Source organism: Pseudomonas sp. 13159349, from assembly GCF_013305685.1.
GTDB classification, from domain to species: Bacteria; Pseudomonadota; Gammaproteobacteria; order Pseudomonadales; family Pseudomonadaceae; genus Aquipseudomonas; species Aquipseudomonas asiatica.
The window spans coordinates 3,068,602-3,085,101 of sequence record NZ_CP045553.1; the positions used below are offsets into that span (position 1 = coordinate 3,068,602).

Here is a 16,500-nt window from a genome sequence, read left to right on the forward strand (position 1 = left end):
CCGGCTAATTGCAAGCCCCGGCGGCCACCACGGCTCGTAATGCCTGCGCCCTGCCCAAGCCTGCAGCGCTGGCCTGGGCCAGGCATTGCAGCTGCTGGTCGGCATGGGTGCCATCGCGCAGCAGGCGTTGTGCATGCAGGAAGGCGCGTTCGGCGTCTACAGTGTCGATCGGCAACTGTTCCTGCAACTGGGCCAACCAACCTGCGGCCGTGACCGGCTGCTGCTCATGCAGGCCAATGAACTCGCCCTGGCGCCCATGGCGCATGGCGCGCCAGTAGTTTTCCTGGGTGATCCAGCGCTGCTCGCGGTTGCAGGCGGACGAGTCGTGCCGGTACACGATGCTGTGCTCGACCAGGTGACGAAATAGCGCGGCGATGCACAGCGCGTCCTCCAGCCGCGGGCAGCCATCGCAGATGCGCAGTTCGACCGTCGGGAAGCGCCGTGAAGGCCGGATCGCCCACCAGAAGTCGCCATCCGCGGCCAGCGACCCTGTGCGTTGCAGCAATGCACGGTAGCGCTCGTAGGCTGCCCAGTCCGGCAAAGGCTCGGGCAAACCCATGTGCGGCCACTCCCCGCAAATTACCCGCCGGTAGCTCATGTAGCCGGTGCACTGGCCTGCCCACAGCGGGGATGACGTGCTCAGCACCAGCAACAGAGGCAGCCAGCCCAGTACACGGTTGATCAATTGGATGCGGTCGCAACCTGGCGGTACGCCCACGTGAACATGCAGGCCGTTGAGCAGGCTACGCCGCGCCACATGCCGGTAGTCAGCGAACAGTTGCTGGTAATGCGCAGGGGTAGCAGGTTTCTGACGCAGCCAGGCGGCATTGGGGTGGCTTGCCGCGCCGTACAGGCCCATGCCCTCTTCGGTCAGCGCTGTGTTCAGCCGCTGGCGGCTGTGCTGGAAGAACTCGCGTGCCTCGAACAGGTTGGCGAACACCGGCGAGGCCACCTCGATCTGGCTGCGGAACATTTCCTGGGCAAAATGCTGGCCCAGCGCCTTGCGACAACGCCCGAGCACAGCTGGCAAAGGTGTGGCTGGCACCTGCCCCGTGTCCAGGTTCACCAGCAGGTATTCTTCCTCAATGCCGAACGTGCAGGGTCGGGCCATGCTGCCTCAGCTGTTGCGGGTGACTGTGAGCACCACCGCGGCGATGCGCTCGACCTGCTCGTAACCGGGTTCGTTCAGTTGCTCGCCAAACACGTCCGGGTCGATTTCCCGATACACCCAGGACCATTCCGGGCCCGCCAGGCGCAGGCGAATGGCTTCGAGCAAGGCATCACGGCCTTCGACTATCGCCACGCCGGTATACAACAATAGCGAGCCCCCCGAGCCGAGCCGCTCGCAAGCTTGCTCGACGATACGCAGCGAAAGCTGCGCGCCGAGCGAACCACCGCCATGCCGATAGGTACGTTGGCAGGCATCCAGCATGTACGGCGGGTTGGCAACGATTAGGTCGAACAGCCCGGTAATGCCGTCGAGCAGGTCACTGGGTTCCACGGAAACATTGCTCAAGCCCGCCAATGCCGCGTTGATCGCGGTGTAACGCAGCGCGAGCGGGTTGATATCCACGGCGCTGACATGGGCATGGGGCGCCGCGCGGGCGATCAGCAAGGCGCCGACACCCGTGCCGCACCCGATATCCACGGCATGCTCGACACGCTTGGGGGTGCGTTGCAGGTGATCGTGAATCACTTGGGCGAAACGGTAACTGTCGGGGCCGAGAAACACTGCGTCGGTTTCCTCGGTGGGGTAAGCAGAGTGCAGCAGCAGCAGGTCGTCGATCGTGGACCAGCGCACGGTGCTGATCAGCAGTTCTCCGTGCTGCTTGAGCACCTGAGCCCGCCGCATCTGGTCCAGCTCATCGGCAGAAACCAATGACGAACGGAACGGACGGTTCCAGCCGAACACATCGCGCACTGTCCTGGCTTGCCCGGCTTGCGGGCGCGCATTCACGCGAGCATGGGTTGCCGGGGTGACGCAGGTGAAGCGGTAGCCGTCGGCGCGCAGGCGCCTGCCCAATTGCAGCATTGCCTGGTCAGCCTGGATTTGTTGTGGATCGAGCAGCATCAGCGGGTTACCTCCTGATTCAGGCCGGTAGCACGCAAGTAGCGCCGGGTGGCCAGCAACCCTTCCGGTGTCGCATGACGGTTACCGGACATCGTGTCGATCAACGTCTGGATATCGGCGTCCGGGGCAGGAGTCGCGAGCGTATCATCCGATTCCACCTGCACCTCCCAGCTGCCAGGCAGCACGCGACGCCCGCGGGCTTGCAAGCCTGCAGCGATCCAGTCGTGCCATAGCTGTTTTTCATACGCCGTGAACACGCCATACATCGGTGCCGAGGGGCCATCGATGAGTCCCCACCAGCGGCTGTTGGCGGGTGCTTCACCACGGCGGATCCAGCCCTGTGCCTGCAAGGCTTGCAGAAACGCGGGCATGGCACCGGGCTCGGCCAGCCATTGGTTGACCGTGCGTTTTTGCAAGCGGCAATGGTCGGAATGCATGAATTGGCCAAAATTGCGCTTGCGCTCCAATGCCGACAGCAGCTCGGATTCAAGATCGAAGCTGCTGATCAGGCTGGGTGTATCAAGCCCCAGGTCATTCAAGCGGTACCCGCTGCGCACCCGCTGGTAGAACTGGCCAGCGTCGTCGACCGGGCAGAGTTGGCGTAGCGCCTGGATGGACAGATGCGCATGCCCGCTGGCCGCGTTGTCGATGGTCACATGAAGCTGGAAATAATGGCCATCGATGCCCACTTCCGCCAGTTCATAAGTGGTAATCAGCAAATGCAACGGTGGTTGTTCATAGCCCAGGTTGTAGCCGATCAGCTCGGGAAGAAAATCATCGCCATGGCGCCCCAACGCCAACTGCAAGGCACCTTGCAGGTAACGCTGGTCGTCCAGTTCAGTCAGGCCCAGGCAACCCAGCCGGCTCAACAGCCGTTGGTAGATCAGCACATGGTTGCAGCGCGGATCACCGCCACCCAGTTCTTCCAGGTAGGTGCGAATCAGGCCGTGATAGCGCGGATCGCCCCAGTGGCGCAAGGTGCTGTGCAGCCATGCCCCGTCCACTGCCTTCGTGGGCGCCACTTGTTGCAGGAACCACAACGCCTGGGCGCGGTTGGCAAAGTAGCGCCGAGGTGCGCCTTGGCGGCGTTGTTCGAGGTAACTGGCATAGGCTTCGGCCACCTGGCTTGCATGGCCAGCGCTCCAGGCTTCCAGCTGAGCAGGATCGGCAGGCAGGTCATCCGGCAAACGCTGCGCGCGTGCCAATTGTTCGCTCAGCCAGGCTGTACTCGTGGTGTCGTGGCTCACGAGCAGCTTGTGGTAACGCTCCTTCAGGCTTGGCCCATTTGCCGAAGCCGGTATCACCGCGCTGGTCTTGCGGGTCATTACCGTCATGCCGTAGTCCTTGTCCGCGTTTTATTGGCTGGGTTTCTGCCCGGGCATCGGTTCAGGGGCCGACGCCGGCTGGGTAGCGGGTTTGTCGCCGGGTTGCTGCATCTGCAGTGAAGGTTTGCTTTGGTCGGCATCCTTTGCCGGGTGGTCGTCATCCCGGTCGAAACAACCACCCAGCAAGCCAAGCGTGCCCACCAGCGCTATCAGAGGGATCAATCGCATGGGGTTCTCCTCATGTGCAGAATCGCAGTGCCCGATCACCCGGGCACTGCGCAGGCTCACTTACGAACGGCCGCCCTTGCGGTCCGATTCGCTGGTACGGCCACCACCGGATTGCTGGCCGCCCTTGCGCCCAGCTTCGGAGGCTTTTTCGCGGTCATTGGCAAAGTTGCCCGGGTTCTTGTTGCCACCCTGGCTGCCTTGCTGGTTGCCGGTGCGGCTGTTCTCTTTGTTGGCCATGGTCTTAAACCTCGTATGACTTGGGAATGCACGGCATTACCCGCCGTACACCTGTTGGGAGTTCGGTCATTTCGGTGGATTCGGTTTAATGCGAAGCGTTCTGACCAGCGGCATTAAATAAGCGGCATCGGCATATTTGGCGCGCCTGTCAGTCGCGCGATGTGCTATCCAGGCGTGCCTGTCGCTTTCCCAGCAAACCTCCGGTCATCGCCCAGCCCAAAGCCATCAGCGTACCGATCAACATCGCCAGTTGCGGGTACTCGCCCATCACATCCAGCCCCCGCTTGACCCAGCCACTGAGCGCGTCACCGCCGCGGTAGACCACGGTGTCGATGAAGTTCTTGGCCTTGTACTTGTCCTCGGCGGGCAGCACGGTGAACAGCATCTCCCGCCCCGGCCGCACCAGCGCGTACTCACCGGCCCGGCGCACCACCATCACCACCACGAACACGGCGAACACCGGGGCCAGTGCCAGCCACAGGAAGCCCGCAGCCATCACCAGCGGCACCGCCACCAGCAGCACACCCACCCCCAGCCGGCGGGCCAGGCGACCGGTGAGGAACACCTGGGTGAGGATGGCCAGGGCCTGTACCACGCTGTCGATCAGCCCGAACACCTGGGTTTGCCGGGTACGGTCGGTGAAGGTTTCGCTGACGATGCGTGCCTGCTCGAAATACAGGAAGGTACTGACACTGGCGAGCAACACCACGAACAGGGCAATGCCCAGCAGGTAGGGCGAGCGCAGTACGGCAGTGGCACCGGCAAACGGGTTGCCGCCCAGTGGCCGGGAGTCCGCCCGCTCGGCTTGCGCCGGTAGAGGGTTGAGCTTTCGCCAGCGTTGCAGGTACAACGTAGCGCCAATGCTGCCCAAAAGAAGCGCTGCGGCCAGCACCAGCAAGCCGGCATGGCCCAGCGGCGCTACCAGCAGCGTGCCCAGGATGGGGCCGCTGAGCCCACCCAGGCTGGCCCCGGCCGCCAGCAGGCCGAACAGGCGCTTGCCTTGTGCGGTGGAAAACAGGTCGGCGAGCACGCTCCAGGCCAGCGATATGCTCAGCAGGTTGAACACCGACAGCCAGATGTAAAAGGCCCGCGCCGCCCATGAAGCTTCCGGATTGCGGGCAAACAGCACGGCGAACAGCAGCAGGTTGCTGGCGAAAAAGCCGTAGGTCCAGGGCAGGATGTGTCGGCGCTGCACCTTGGAGGCCAGCCAGCCAAACAGCGGCAGGCACGCCAGGGTGGCGATGAAAGTGCCGGTGAACAGCCATTGCAGGTTGTCCACGCCACCGGCGACGCCCATGGTTTCGCGTACCGGGCGCAGCATGAAATAGCCAGTGAACAACAGGTAGAACAGCAGCAAACCGGCGATCACCGCTGGCCCTTCGCCGGGCTGGATGTTCAGCCCCTGGTCCAGGCGCCGCCGCCAGGCTGCCATGGTGTCAGGCAAACTGCTTGATCAGCGCCTGTTGCTGCGCCTGGGTCAGCAACGGCCCGTGCCCGGCCTTGAGCTGGTCGAGTTGGCGCTCGGGTCGGCTGGTCGCGGGGATGACCGTGGTCACCGCCGGGTGACTGATGGCGAACTTGAGAAACAGCTGCGCCCAGCTGCCGACACCCGCCTCTGCGGCCCAGCCGGGCAAGGCCTGGTCCTTCACCCGGGCGAACAGGCGGCCATCGTCGAACGCCCGGTTGACCAGCACGGCGACGCCCTTGTCCTGGCACAGCGGCAGCAGTTCGCGGGCGGCGTCGGGGGCATTGACCGAGTAGTTGATCTGGATGAAATCCAGCGGCTCGCTGCGCACGATGCGGGCTACCTCGTCCTGGCCACTGTTCAGGTAATGGGTGATGCCGACATAGCGGGTCTTGCCCTGCTGCTTCAATTCGCGGGCATAAGGCAGCTGGGTCTGCCAGTCGCGCAGGTTGTGGATCTGCAGCAAGTCGACCTTGTCGGTGCGCAGGCTCGCGAGGCTGCCGGCCCATTGCGCTTCGGCGTCTGCCCGGCTGTCGGCGGCGATCTTGGTGGCAATGAAGCATTGCCGGTGCCAGCCGCCCTCTTCCAGCAGCTGGCCGAGAATGCTGTCGGCGCCGCCGTAGTTGGGCGAGGTGTCGATAACCCGGCCACCGCCTTCGAAGAAGGCCTGCAGTACAACTTTCAGCTGCTGGTACTGGGCAGAACCGGCTTGCACTTCGAAACTGCCGGAGGTACCAGCACCGATCACCGGCAGCGCTTCACCGGTGCTCGGCACTTGGCGGGTCAGCAAACCCGCCGGGGCAGCGGCGTGCAACCAGGGGCTGGCGGCCAGCAAGCCCAAGGTGGCACCCGCACGTAGGACATCACGACGTGCGTACATGGAAAAGCTCCCGTCATGAAGCGGAAACTTTCAAGGCTAGCCGCTGCCCCCGGCTGCGTCCGGTGTTTCTGTATCTGGATGTTTAGCGATCAGGCTTGCAGCAACAGGCTCAGGTCGACACCCGTCTCGCTCATCGGCGGACACCAGTAGTATCCACCGGTCAGTGGCCGGCTGAAGCGGTACAGGCCGTCGATGATGCCGTCCTCCAGACCGCTCATGCGCCGCAGCTGCACCTCGAACGCATCGAAGCTGTGGCCCAGGGCCACGAAGGCCAGGCCAGCGCCCCGTTGGTCTGCCCAGGCCACCGAACGACGGACCATGAACGCTTCTGGTTCGAAACTTTCCTGGGCCGTGCGCTTGACGTGGGCGGACTCGGGGGCGTCGTCGAGCTCTTCGTTGTCGCTAAGGCGCCGGCCGATGATGTTGTCCTGGTCAGCCTGGGGCAGCGACTTGAAGTACTCCAGGTCGTGCTTCCACAGCTGGAACGCGGCAAAGCTGGAGCCATCGGCGCCAATTGCCGCCTGCACGGCCTCTTCGTCCACGGGGTTTTCGGTGCCGTCCTCATAGCCGGTCAGGTCATGGCCGCCACGGTGCAGGAAGCCATCGACGCTGTCGGCCAGGCGCAGGGCTGGAGCCAATGCCAGCTCAAGGGCCTGGGCCCGCAGCAGCAGGTCACCGCGCTCGTCGCCACGCAGCCACAGCCACAGGGCGTGTTGGGTGCTGGGGTTCTCCACGGCAGCATCCAGCTGGGGGAAGGCGCGCAAGCCAGGTACGTCACGGCCCAGGGCCTTGGCCAGCGGGGCGCCGACACCCAGGATCAACTGTTCGCCATCGACCTGCGGCAGCAAGGCATCCAGGGCGGCAGGCAGGGCCTCGGGCGACTGCAGGGAGAAGAACAGGTGACGGGCGTGGGCCGGCACCGGGGTGGCAAGCAGACCTTGCTGGAACGGCATGACAGGCTAATCCTCGGTAAAAACAGGAATGCTACTGCGCCTGCAGGCCTGCTGCAACGCGGCATACAGCCTCGCTGGGCGCTGCGCTCGGTAACAAACGGTTACCAAGGGCTGGCGTTTTGCGATTAGCTATCAATCAGGGCCGACCTACACTCCACCGGATCCTTCGCCCGAGAGACCGCCCATGACCGCCTCACCTTTGCTCACCGCTTTTCTGCCGCTGGCCCTGGGCATCATCATGCTCGGTCTCGGGTTATCGCTGACCCTGGCCGACTTTGCCCGCATAGTGAAGTACCCCAAGCCGGTGGTGGTAGGCCTGGTTTGCCAGATCCTGCTGCTGCCGCTGGTGTGCTTCCTGATCGCCAACGGGTTTGGCCTGGAGTCGGCGCTGGCGGTGGGGCTGATGTTGCTGGCCGCCTCGCCGGGCGGCACCACGGCCAACCTGTTCAGCCACCTGGCCCATGGCGATGTGGCATTGAATATCACCCTGACGGCAGTCAACTCGCTGATCGCGATCCTGACCATGCCACTGCTGGTGAACCTGTCGCTGAGCTGGTTCATGGCATCGGACCAGGCCATACCGCTGCAGTTTGCCAAGGTGATGCAGGTGTTTGCCATCGTCCTGCTGCCGGTGGCGCTGGGCATGCTGGTTCGCCGCTTTGCACCCGCCTTCGCCGCGCGCATGGAGAAGCCGATGAAGCTGGTGGCTGCGTTGTTCCTGGCGTTCACCATCGTCCTGGCGCTGGCCAAGGACTGGCAGACCGTGGTTGCCTACGCGCCGGTGGTGGGCCTGGCCGCGCTGCTGTTCAACCTGCTGAGCCTGAGCGTGGGCTACTGGGTACCGCGCCTGCTGAACATTCCCAAGCGCCAGGCGATTGCGATCGGCATGGAGATCGGCATCCATAACGGCACCTTGGCGATTGCCCTGGCATTGAGCCCTTCGCTGCTGAACAACGCCACCATGGCAGTGCCGGCGGCGCTTTACAGCCTGATCATGTTCTTCACCGCGGCGGCGTTTGGCTGGTGGGTGAGCCGCGGGCATGTGGCGGCGCAGCCCAAGGGTGAAACAGTGAACTGAGGCAAGTTCCCTGTGGGAGCGGGCGCCAGTCCCTGTCACAACTGGCTGCGCTTGTGCCGCAACTGCTGCTTCAACACCTTCAACGGCGGTGCATAGAAGAACCCGAACGACACACTCCCCGTTCTCCCCTTCACCGCATGATGCAACCGGTGTGCGCGGTGCAGGCGCTTGAGGTAGCGGTTGACCGGCCGTGGCTTGCGTGGCCAATGCCGATGAAAGAACCCGTCGTGGGCCACGACATACAGCACGCCGTACCCCGCCACGCCGCCACCCACCCACTGCAAGGGCGCAAAACCACCCTTGCCCAGGGCCACCAGCAGCGTGGCGATCAGCCCCAGGGCCACCAGGTACAGGTCATTGGTTTCGAGCATGCCCAGTTGCGGCTCATGGTGCGAGCGGTGCAGCCACCAGCCCCAGCCATGCATGATGTACTTGTGAGCCAGCGTGCCAACGCCCTCCATGGCCACCAGGGTGCCGAACAGTACGGCGAGATTGAACAGCATGGAACGGTCCGGGGGATGGCAAGGGAAGGCGCAAGGGTACCGATTGGCCGCGTTTTTTTCCATGCAGGCGTGACCGGTTGACGAAAGGTGTAAGCTCGGTGCGCTGCCATTGCAGCCGCAGGTGCTGGCGGCAGACCAGGACGTACAACTTGAAAAGGACTGATTGATGCGCATCCGCCCTACCCTTGAGCGCGATATTCAATGGCTCCCGGACGTCGAGCGCTCGGCGGCCCAGGCTTTTGCCGCCCGGCCGGCGCTGGCATGGCTGGCGCAAGGGGATGTGATGGATTGCGAGGCACATCGGGAATTCGTCGACGCAGGCGGTAGCTGGGTGGTCGAGGACCTGGATGGACGGATTCTGGGGTTTGCCTGTGCCCGGCTCGAGGATCAGGCGCTGCATCTTCATGAAATTTCGGTGCGCCGGGAGGCCCAGGGGCAAGGTGTCGGGCGCAAGCTGTTGCAGCAGGTGGTCGATGCGGCGCGCCATACGGGGGCGCGGGAGCTGACCTTGACCACCTTTGCCGATGTGCCATGGAATGCGCCGTTCTATGCGCAGTTGGGGTTCGAGGTGATCGGTGAGGGGCTGCTGGATGCACGCTTGCAGCAGATTCTGGCCGATGAGCTTGCCCATGGGCTTGAGGGCCGCTGTGCGATGCGCCTTGGCGTGGATAACTAGACCCCGGGGCTGCTTTGCAGCCCATCGCCGGCAAGCCAGCTCCCACAGGTACAGCGACAGCCTAGAGATCAACGCTGTTCCCGTGGGAGCTGGCTTGCCGGCGATGAGGCCGGTACAGGCAACCAAGGGCGTTTATTCATCTACGCCCACCACTGCACGTTCTGCCAGGCAATACCCGTCCCGCCCCCGGCGCTTGGCCTGGTACAGCGCCGCATCCGCTGCCGCCATCAGGCGCTCGGCCGTACACCCCTCCCGCGCCAGGTCACCCACGGCAATCCCCGCACTGCACGACACCCGGCCCAGTGGGCTACCTGCATGCTCCAGCATCTGACGCCGCAACAGCTGTTGCACTTCCTGCACCAGCAGCTCCGCCCCGCGAACATCGGTATCAGGCAGCAGCAGTGTGAACTCCTCGCCCCCATAGCGCACAGCCAGGTCGGCCGGCCGCTTCAGTGCCTGCTGCAGCACCTCGGCAAAGCGCCGCAGGCACTGGTCGCCCGCTGGGTGCCCGTAACGGTCGTTGTAGGCCTTGAAGTAATCCAGGTCGAGCATCACCAGCGCCAGCGAGTAGCCCTGGCGTCGTGCCCGACGCAGCTCCGGCTCGAACACTGCGTCCAGCCGCCTGCGGTTACCCAGGCCGGTCAGGCTGTCGGTCAGTGCCAGGGCCTTGAGGGTCTGGTGTGCCTGGTGCAGCGCCCGCTCGATGACAATACGCTCGCGTAACTGGCGCAACACCACACCACCAAACGCTGCCAGCCCCACCAGCAACAGCAGCAACACTGCCACCGACTTGATCGCATCGTGCCGCCAGGGCGCGACGATCGATTCCCGCGACAAGCCGGCCTCCACCACCAACGGGTAGCTGGCCAGCGCCCGATAGCCATACAGCCGTGGCGTACCGTCCACCACGGCGACCGCCTCAGCCACCCCTTCGCTTGCATGCGGCAGGTGCTTGCGGAAGATCTCGCTGCTGCTAAGGCTGCGGCCAATCACCTGTTCGACGAACGGCCGCCGTACCAGGATAGTGCCGTCGCGCTTGGCCAGTACCAGCGCACCGCGTTCGTCGATCTTGAAGTCGCCGTAGTAGCGTACGAACCAATCCACCTTGATGGTGCCCAGCAACACCCCGGCGAAGCTGCCATCGGCGTATTGCAGGCGCCGTGAAATGGGGATGATCAGGTCGCCAGTAGAACGGCTGCGCACCACCGAGCCAATGTGAACCCCGCGGTCGGTATGCTCGCGGTGGTAGATGAAGTAGTCGCGGTCGGCATTGTTGGCATTGGGCGGGACTACCGCCTGGTCGGTAACGATCCAGCTGCCATCCGGGCCATACACGAACAACCCGTGCAACTGCGGCATGATGCTTTTCTGCTGGACCAGCAAGGTATGCAGGCGCGGCCGGTCGATGTGCTCGAAGCCGTCGCCTTCCAGGCGCTCGGCCAGCGCCGCGGTAATTGCGTCGACCTGGCGGATGGCATCTTCGGCATGCTGCGCCGTGGCCCGGGCCAGGTTGGAGACCATGTTCTCGGCATTGGTGAAGGCGTGCCGGTAGTCGCGCCAGATGCGCCAACCTTCCACCACGACAAAGGCGAGCATCACCACCAGCATGAACGCGAGTACCAGGCGGAACAGCGCCACGGCCCGGCCCTCGCCGGTTATCGCGAAGAGCCCGTCCTCATCCTGCTTCCTGGCTGCGCACATTGAAATCCCTAGCCTTACCGCGTTCGCCGCGTTTCACTATAGTTCAGCATCACCTGGGCGCAGCCGACCAGGAAAAAGATTAAACCTTTGCTCCCCATTCACCCTCAACCGTACGCGACACTGAGGTCGCGCCACGGTTTAAGGAGTGAAGCATGAGCAGTCTCTTCATCAAGCGTGTCGGTTTTTCCATGGTGTTGGGCTTGGCATCGGTGCAGGCAATGGCGGCGAGTTCCGATGACTTCGTCGAAGCGGCCACCGAGGCCGGTATTGCCGAAGTGGTCACCGGCAAGCTGGCTCTGGAAAAAACTCAGAATGCCGAAATCAAGACCTTTGCCCAGCAGATGGTCAGCGACCACACCAAGGCCAATCAGAAACTCGGCGACATCGCTCGCAAGCTCGACATCTCCGTACCCGATGAGGCGGCAATAACCGACAAGGTCAAGAAAATGATCCTGGAATGGCGAGAGGAGTCGTTTGACAAGTCTTACGTCAACAACCAGGTCGACGCTCACGAAAAGGCGGTGGAGTTGTTCAAGAAGGAAGCCGCATCTTCCGACAAGGCTGAATTGAAGGCCTTTGCCAGCGAAACCCTGCCCAAGCTCGAACAGCATCTGGAGCATGCCAAGGCGCTTCAGGCCAAACACGGCAAGTGAGGCCCGCCATGAGTAACGATGCATTGAAAGCCGAAGTGCTGACTCGCCTGTTGCACGCTCACCCCCAGGGGCTGGGCAAGGAAGTGCTGGACAACTACCGGGGCGAGAAAGCCGTGGCCGGCATGCTCAAGACGCTGCAGGAGGCCGGTTTGATCCTGGATGGTAGCGTGGCGGTGAGCAGCGACCACCAGATCAGCGTGAACTACCCCATCAAGCTATCGGCGGCAGGTGTGGAGGCAGCCAGACAAGCCGAAGACTGAGTGGGAGCGGGCGTGCCCGCGAAGGGCCCAACGCGGTGTATGGCACCGGCTCCGCCGGTGTTCGCGGCGGTTCGACGCCTCGACACGCCCGCTCCCACAGGCCCTCTTCGCAGCTACTGCGCCGCGTTGGCGGCAGTCAACTGCGACTGACACTGGTGCAGCGCTTCGTCTCGTGCCTTGAGTTGCTCTTCAAGCTGCCGCAACTGGCGAGCCTGTTCCGTGCACAAGTCGCGCCTGGCCTCCAGGCTCTGTGCCTGCACATCCAGCTGCCGACGCATTTCCTCGCTAGCACCCTGCGCCTGGGCCAGGATCGTGCGCAAGCCCTGGATCTGCGCATCACGCTGCTCCAGCAATTCGTCCTGAGCCCTGCAGGCGCTGGCGGCCTGGCGATGCTCACCCAGCAAGCGCTCGTTGTCGCGGTGCAGGCGGGTTAGCTCGTCTTGCTTGACGATCATGCCTTGCTGCAGTTGACGCACCTCCACCTGCAACTGTTGCAGCTGCGCTTCGTGGCGGCGCTGCTCCTGTTCACGCTGTTCGCGGCTGGCGTTGCGATAGTGTTCCAGCGCATCGCGGGCATGACGGTGCTTGTCTTCCAGTGATTTTACCTGCTCGTCCTTGTCGGCCAGGCGCACCTGCAGCTCGCCCAGCGACTGGTTGAGGCTGGCACTGCGCAGCTGTTCGGCCTGCAGGGTGCTTTGGGTGGAAAGCAGTTTTTCCGATTCGGCGGCCAGTGCGGCCACATCGATCTGATGCTGTTGGTGCGCTGCAGCCAGTGCCTGCTGGGCAATGGCCAGTTGTGCCTCCAGCTGTTCGCGCTGTCGAGTGAAGGCGCTTTCGGCCTGCTCGATCTTCAGGTCGGCCTCGTCCTGCAGCTGGGTTGCCAGTTGCCCGACCATTCGGCTCAGCACGTCACTCAGCGCAATGCCGCCCTCGGAAGCCACGGGTTGCTGGCCGTTCAACTCTTTCAGGTAGCGGTGAATCGTGGTCTTGGAGCCGGTGTTGCCCAGCTCGATACGTATCGCATCGATGCTGGGGTTCTCGCCCCGGGCAATCAGCGCCTGACGTGCCTGCTGCACTACAACCTTGTTTATACCGCCCCGGGCCATGCTTGCTCCTACGATTTTGTACCGTGTTATGTACCATGTAATTACATACCGATTATGGAGACAAGCCATTGCCCGTGCAAACATTTCCTATGGTGGAATAATCACGGCTTATCGCATGTTAATGGTTCCTGGGAGCTGTGCGCGGGGATAAACCAGTACGCCAGACAGCAAAGCGCCCCGCTCGGCTTCAAGCCGGCGGGGCGCTGCAGAATGCTGAAGCAGGGAGCGTCAGCTGTAGTGTTCAACCCTGGCAGGTGTTCTACGCATGAGCACCTTGCCGTTGCGTACCGACACCAGCGCATGCCCCTGGCTGCGCACCATTTCGTAATCGTCCGGCGCAGACAGCAGCAACAGGTTGGCCGGCCGCCCCACTTCGATGCCGTAACGCTCGCCCAGGTTCAGGGTGCGGGCGCTGTTGTCGGTGATCAGGTCCAGGCAGCGCTGCAGGTCTTCGTAGCCAAGCATGTGGCAGATGTGCAGGCCGGCCTCGAGAATACGCAGGATGTTGCCATTGCCCAGCGGGTACCAAGGGTCGACGATGGAATCCTGGCCAAAGCACACGTTCATCCCGGCCCGGTCGAGTTCGGCCACGCGGGTGACGCCGCGGCGTTTCGGGTAGTTGTCGAAACGCCCTTGCAGGTGAATGCTCTCGGTCGGGCAAGATACGAAATTGATACCCGACTGCTTGAGCAGGCGGAACAGCTTGTAGCAGTAGGCATTGTCGTACGAGCCCATGGCCACGGTATGGCTGGCTGTCACCCGGGCGCCCATGTCGCGCACCCGCGCCTCCTCGGCCAGCACTTCGAGAAAGCGCGACTGCGGGTCGTCGGTCTCGTCGCAATGCACATCCACCAGGCAGCCGGTACGTTCGGCCAGGTCCATCAGGAACTTGACCGAAGACACGCCCTGGTCGCGGGTGTTCTCGAAGTGTGGAATGCCGCCGACCACGTCGGCACCGATGGCCACCGCTTCGGTCATCAGCGCCCGGCCGTTGGCGTACGACTCGATACCCTCCTGGGGGAAGGCGACGATCTGCAGGTCGAGCAGGTGGCGCACTTCGTCACGCACTTCGACCATGGCCTTTAGCGCAGTCAGGGTGGGGTCGGTGACATCGACATGGGTACGCACATGCTGGATGCCATGATCCACCAGCATGCCGATGGTCTTCTTTGCGCGGTTCTTGATGTCGTCGTGGGTGGTGATTGCCTTGCGCTCGGCCCAGCGCTCGATGCCTTCGAACAGGGTCCCGCTCATGTTCCACTGCGGCTCGCCGGCGGTCAGCGTGGCGTCCAGGTGGATGTGCGGTTCGATAAAGGGCGCCACCACCAGGTTCTGCCCGGCATCCAGGTCATCGGCAGCGCGCGCCGCCACCCCTTCGGCCTGGGGCACGATGGCGGCGATGCGTTCGCCGCTGAGTTCGATGCGGAACAGGCCAGGCTTGCCGCGCAGGCGTGCGTTGATGATGTTCATGATGCTTCTCCCTGGGCTTTGCGGGTGGCCCTACCAGCATAGTGGCCCAAGCCTTGTGGTATTTGCTACTGGCCCAATCGCCGGCAAGCCAGCTCCCACAGGTAAACCACAGCCCTGAAGTCTGTGCAGTACCTGTGGGAGCTGGCTTGCCGGCGATAGGGCCGGCGCAGGCAGCAAATCAGGCTCCGTCCAACCCCATCTGCCAGAAGTCCGCCTCCAGGCTGGACGCCTGGCCGAAAATTCCCGCCAGCTCGGCAAACCGTTGCTCGGTCATGCTCCGCGCTGCCAGCTCGTCCAGATGCTTGCGCGCCGCTGTGGCGACACCCTGGTAGCCCTCGCCGGCATACTCGGCGATCCACTCGCGGTACGGGTGATTGCTCAGATCGCCAATCCGCTCGGACAACGCCCGGCCAATCTCGGCATAACCGATCACGCAAGGCGCCAGCGCCACATGCAACTCCAGCAGGTCACCCGCGGCACCGCAGTCCAGCACATAGCGGGTATAGGCAACCGTGGCCTGGTGTTCGGGCGCGGCCTCGATATCAGCCTGGGTCAGGCCCCAGCGCGCGCACAGGCGCAAGTGCAGCTCGGTTTCATCCAGAATCGCCGCCAGCCCGGCCTGCGCGGCGCGGATGTCGGCCGGTCGACGGCTCTTGTAGGCAGCCAGTGCCCAGGCGCGGGCGAACTGGATGAGGAACAGGTAATCCTGTACCAGGTAGGTGCGGAAGGCGGCTTCGCTCAACGTACCCTCGCCCATCTGGCGCACGAATTCGTGGTCGACGTAGCTGTTCCACTGCGGCGTGGCGGCAGCCTTGAGGCGGTCGAAGATATCCATGCTCATTTATCCTCCGGGTAGACAGCATCGAAGAAGGCCAGCTCCAGCGCCACGGTGCGCTGGTAGAAGTCACCCGCCAGCACGGCGTCCTGCGGGCCGACGCGGTCGAGTTCGGCTTGCAGGAAGGCAACGAAGTCCTGGAATGCCGGGTTGTCGTGCAGGGTGATCCATTCAGCGTGGACGAAGTTGTCCGGCATCGGCTTTGGCGCCTTCAACGCCCAGTCCAGGTACAGGCCTTCGGCGACGTTGAGCACCGCCAGCGCGGCCGCATAGGACCGGGTGGCCGCCGCTTCGCGCATGATCGCCTTGAAGCCTGCGGTCGGGACGGTGTCGGCTGGTTCGCTGCGTTGTGCGGCGCTTACCCCCAAGGCCTCGAAGGCGCGCAGGAAGTAAGTGTTCTCGTCACTGGAGATCATCCCGGCAAAGCGCCCGAAGCGCAGGCGCGCCTCGAAGGTGTCGGCGGTGGCGATGGCCGCGCCCAGCAGGGTCAGGAAGCTGTCAAGGAAGCGGTGGTCCTGCACCAGGTAGTCGACCATGATCGGGTCCGGCAGGCTGCCGTCGCACAATTGGGTGACGAAGCGGTGGCCAACGGCCGCCGACCAGGTCGGCTCGCTGCGGCGGCGCAGGGACTGGCTGAAGCGTTCGGTCATGTTGCTGTCCTTGATGGGGGTGACAGCGAGACCGCGGTGATTGGCATGGACGGGCCTCGCAGTGAGGCCGGCAAAAAGGCAGGTTTCAAAGTCCCATCCCTTCGCCGGCATGATCCGGATCAGGTTCGAAGGGTCACCACGCTACAGCATCCAGCGGTTTCTCAGCCCGTTGCCGGGCTCCCCTTGGTGGCGCTCAGGTATACCCCAGGGCGCCGCGGCTGTCACCACCCAATCTGTGGGCAATGGGTGACCCACTAATGGGGGCTCTCACCCATTTTTGACGCCGTGGCATTTAGCGCGCATCAGGCGCCACAAGGATTTGTTTAGAAACATATTCCTCGTATTTGGGTTGGCACACCCATTGCTCCAGCCCCAGAAACGGGCAAAAAGCCATGACGGCGCAAACGAG

The 16,500-nt window shown here is 63.6% G+C and carries 17 protein-coding genes, 1 pseudogene and 1 riboswitch; of the genes and pseudogenes, 4 read left to right on the forward strand and 14 right to left on the reverse strand.

Going from position 1 to position 16,500, the window contains the following annotated elements; translation table 11 throughout:
- Window positions 1-4: 4 nt before the first annotated feature.
- From GEV38_RS14460 to GEV38_RS14495, 8 genes and pseudogenes are all read right to left on the reverse strand, one after another.
- The gene (locus GEV38_RS14460; RefSeq protein WP_054573287.1) at window positions 5-1,111 is read right to left on the reverse strand and encodes a carboxylate-amine ligase; all 1,107 of its coding nucleotides are present in this window, start codon (window positions 1,109-1,111) and stop codon (window positions 5-7) included.
- A 6-nt stretch (window positions 1,112-1,117) separates the two neighbouring features.
- On the reverse strand, window positions 1,118-2,071 hold the full coding sequence (locus GEV38_RS14465; RefSeq protein ID WP_054573286.1) for a class I SAM-dependent methyltransferase: 954 nt from the start codon (window positions 2,069-2,071) through the stop codon (window positions 1,118-1,120).
- Window positions 2,071-3,405: an iron-containing redox enzyme family protein gene (locus GEV38_RS14470; RefSeq protein ID WP_054573285.1), complete on the reverse strand. Its 1,335-nt coding sequence runs from the start codon at window positions 3,403-3,405 to the stop codon at window positions 2,071-2,073. Before GEV38_RS14470 ends, GEV38_RS14465 begins: the two co-directional genes overlap by 1 nt.
- Before the next feature lie 21 nt (window positions 3,406-3,426).
- Window positions 3,427-3,624: a hypothetical protein gene (locus GEV38_RS14475; protein ID WP_054573284.1), complete on the reverse strand. Its 198-nt coding sequence runs from the start codon at window positions 3,622-3,624 to the stop codon at window positions 3,427-3,429.
- Between the two features lie 60 nt (window positions 3,625-3,684).
- Window positions 3,685-3,804 (reverse strand): annotated as a pseudogene (locus tag GEV38_RS14480) (general stress protein); the annotation flags it as partial.
- Between the two features lie 205 nt (window positions 3,805-4,009).
- Entirely contained in the window at window positions 4,010-5,293 is a 1,284-nt protein-coding gene (locus GEV38_RS14485) for an NTP/NDP exchange transporter (RefSeq protein ID WP_054573282.1), read from the reverse strand.
- A 4-nt stretch (window positions 5,294-5,297) separates the two neighbouring features.
- Complete coding sequence (locus GEV38_RS14490; RefSeq protein WP_054573281.1) at window positions 5,298-6,206, reverse strand: aldo/keto reductase; 909 nt, start codon at window positions 6,204-6,206, stop codon at window positions 5,298-5,300.
- Window positions 6,207-6,295: 89 nt separating this feature from the next.
- Window positions 6,296-7,159 carry a Dyp-type peroxidase gene (locus tag GEV38_RS14495; protein ID WP_013972645.1) on the reverse strand — a complete coding sequence of 288 codons (864 nt, stop codon included), beginning with the start codon at window positions 7,157-7,159 and terminating at the stop codon, window positions 6,296-6,298.
- Window positions 7,160-7,343: 184 nt separating this feature from the next.
- Between GEV38_RS14495 and GEV38_RS14500 the strand changes: the two genes are divergently transcribed.
- Window positions 7,344-8,237 (forward strand): bile acid:sodium symporter family protein, encoded by an 894-nt coding sequence (locus GEV38_RS14500; protein ID WP_054573280.1) that lies wholly within the window; start codon window positions 7,344-7,346, stop codon window positions 8,235-8,237.
- Between the two features lie 35 nt (window positions 8,238-8,272).
- Here the strand turns inward: GEV38_RS14500 and GEV38_RS14505 are convergent, their stop codons facing one another.
- Entirely contained in the window at window positions 8,273-8,740 is a 468-nt protein-coding gene (locus GEV38_RS14505) for a sterol desaturase family protein (protein WP_015270356.1), read from the reverse strand.
- Window positions 8,741-8,906: 166 nt separating this feature from the next.
- Between GEV38_RS14505 and GEV38_RS14510 the strand changes: the two genes are divergently transcribed.
- Window positions 8,907-9,416 (forward strand): GNAT family N-acetyltransferase, encoded by a 510-nt coding sequence (locus tag GEV38_RS14510; protein ID WP_054573279.1) that lies wholly within the window; start codon window positions 8,907-8,909, stop codon window positions 9,414-9,416.
- Between the two features lie 132 nt (window positions 9,417-9,548).
- Here the strand turns inward: GEV38_RS14510 and GEV38_RS14515 are convergent, their stop codons facing one another.
- Window positions 9,549-11,117 carry a sensor domain-containing diguanylate cyclase gene (locus tag GEV38_RS14515; RefSeq protein WP_054573278.1) on the reverse strand — a complete coding sequence of 523 codons (1,569 nt, stop codon included), beginning with the start codon at window positions 11,115-11,117 and terminating at the stop codon, window positions 9,549-9,551.
- A 152-nt stretch (window positions 11,118-11,269) separates the two neighbouring features.
- Here GEV38_RS14515 and GEV38_RS14520 point away from each other — a divergent pair, with 152 nt between their 5' ends.
- Both GEV38_RS14520 and GEV38_RS14525 read left to right on the forward strand, forming a co-directional pair.
- Entirely contained in the window at window positions 11,270-11,770 is a 501-nt protein-coding gene (locus tag GEV38_RS14520; RefSeq protein WP_013972651.1) for a DUF4142 domain-containing protein, read from the forward strand.
- An 8-nt stretch (window positions 11,771-11,778) separates the two neighbouring features.
- Complete coding sequence (locus GEV38_RS14525; RefSeq protein WP_054573277.1) at window positions 11,779-12,030, forward strand: hypothetical protein; 252 nt, start codon at window positions 11,779-11,781, stop codon at window positions 12,028-12,030.
- A 113-nt stretch (window positions 12,031-12,143) separates the two neighbouring features.
- Here the strand turns inward: GEV38_RS14525 and GEV38_RS14530 are convergent, their stop codons facing one another.
- The 4 genes from GEV38_RS14530 to GEV38_RS14545 form a co-directional block, all read right to left on the reverse strand.
- Complete coding sequence (locus GEV38_RS14530) at window positions 12,144-13,136, reverse strand: DNA-binding protein (protein WP_054573276.1); 993 nt, start codon at window positions 13,134-13,136, stop codon at window positions 12,144-12,146.
- Between the two features lie 228 nt (window positions 13,137-13,364).
- Complete coding sequence (gene codA / locus GEV38_RS14535) at window positions 13,365-14,606, reverse strand: cytosine deaminase (protein ID WP_015270361.1); 1,242 nt, start codon at window positions 14,604-14,606, stop codon at window positions 13,365-13,367.
- A gap of 178 nt (window positions 14,607-14,784) precedes the next feature.
- Entirely contained in the window at window positions 14,785-15,447 is a 663-nt protein-coding gene (tenA, locus tag GEV38_RS14540) for a thiaminase II (RefSeq protein ID WP_043935631.1), read from the reverse strand.
- On the reverse strand, window positions 15,444-16,091 hold the full coding sequence (locus GEV38_RS14545) for a TenA family protein (protein WP_015270363.1): 648 nt from the start codon (window positions 16,089-16,091) through the stop codon (window positions 15,444-15,446). Before GEV38_RS14545 ends, tenA begins: the two co-directional genes overlap by 4 nt.
- Window positions 16,092-16,170: 79 nt before the next feature.
- Window positions 16,171-16,285, reverse strand: a riboswitch (TPP riboswitch).
- Window positions 16,286-16,500 lie beyond the last annotated feature (215 nt).

Coding starts and splice junctions, on each gene's coding strand:
- GEV38_RS14460 (WP_054573287.1), bottom strand. CDS start 1,111: ATGGCCCGACCCTGCACGTTCGGCATTGAGGAAGAATACCTGCTGGTG.
- GEV38_RS14465 (WP_054573286.1), bottom strand. CDS start 2,071: ATGCTGCTCGATCCACAACAAATCCAGGCTGACCAGGCAATGCTGCAA.
- GEV38_RS14470 (WP_054573285.1), bottom strand. CDS start 3,405: ATGACGGTAATGACCCGCAAGACCAGCGCGGTGATACCGGCTTCGGCA.
- GEV38_RS14475 (WP_054573284.1), bottom strand. CDS start 3,624: ATGCGATTGATCCCTCTGATAGCGCTGGTGGGCACGCTTGGCTTGCTG.
- GEV38_RS14485 (WP_054573282.1), bottom strand. CDS start 5,293: ATGGCAGCCTGGCGGCGGCGCCTGGACCAGGGGCTGAACATCCAGCCC.
- GEV38_RS14490 (WP_054573281.1), bottom strand. CDS start 6,206: ATGTACGCACGTCGTGATGTCCTACGTGCGGGTGCCACCTTGGGCTTG.
- GEV38_RS14495 (WP_013972645.1), bottom strand. CDS start 7,159: ATGCCGTTCCAGCAAGGTCTGCTTGCCACCCCGGTGCCGGCCCACGCC.
- GEV38_RS14500 (WP_054573280.1), top strand. CDS start 7,344: ATGACCGCCTCACCTTTGCTCACCGCTTTTCTGCCGCTGGCCCTGGGC.
- GEV38_RS14505 (WP_015270356.1), bottom strand. CDS start 8,740: ATGCTGTTCAATCTCGCCGTACTGTTCGGCACCCTGGTGGCCATGGAG.
- GEV38_RS14510 (WP_054573279.1), top strand. CDS start 8,907: ATGCGCATCCGCCCTACCCTTGAGCGCGATATTCAATGGCTCCCGGAC.
- GEV38_RS14515 (WP_054573278.1), bottom strand. CDS start 11,117: ATGTGCGCAGCCAGGAAGCAGGATGAGGACGGGCTCTTCGCGATAACC.
- GEV38_RS14520 (WP_013972651.1), top strand. CDS start 11,270: ATGAGCAGTCTCTTCATCAAGCGTGTCGGTTTTTCCATGGTGTTGGGC.
- GEV38_RS14525 (WP_054573277.1), top strand. CDS start 11,779: ATGAGTAACGATGCATTGAAAGCCGAAGTGCTGACTCGCCTGTTGCAC.
- GEV38_RS14530 (WP_054573276.1), bottom strand. CDS start 13,136: ATGGCCCGGGGCGGTATAAACAAGGTTGTAGTGCAGCAGGCACGTCAG.
- codA (WP_015270361.1), bottom strand. CDS start 14,606: ATGAACATCATCAACGCACGCCTGCGCGGCAAGCCTGGCCTGTTCCGC.
- tenA (WP_043935631.1), bottom strand. CDS start 15,447: ATGAGCATGGATATCTTCGACCGCCTCAAGGCTGCCGCCACGCCGCAG.
- GEV38_RS14545 (WP_015270363.1), bottom strand. CDS start 16,091: ATGACCGAACGCTTCAGCCAGTCCCTGCGCCGCCGCAGCGAGCCGACC.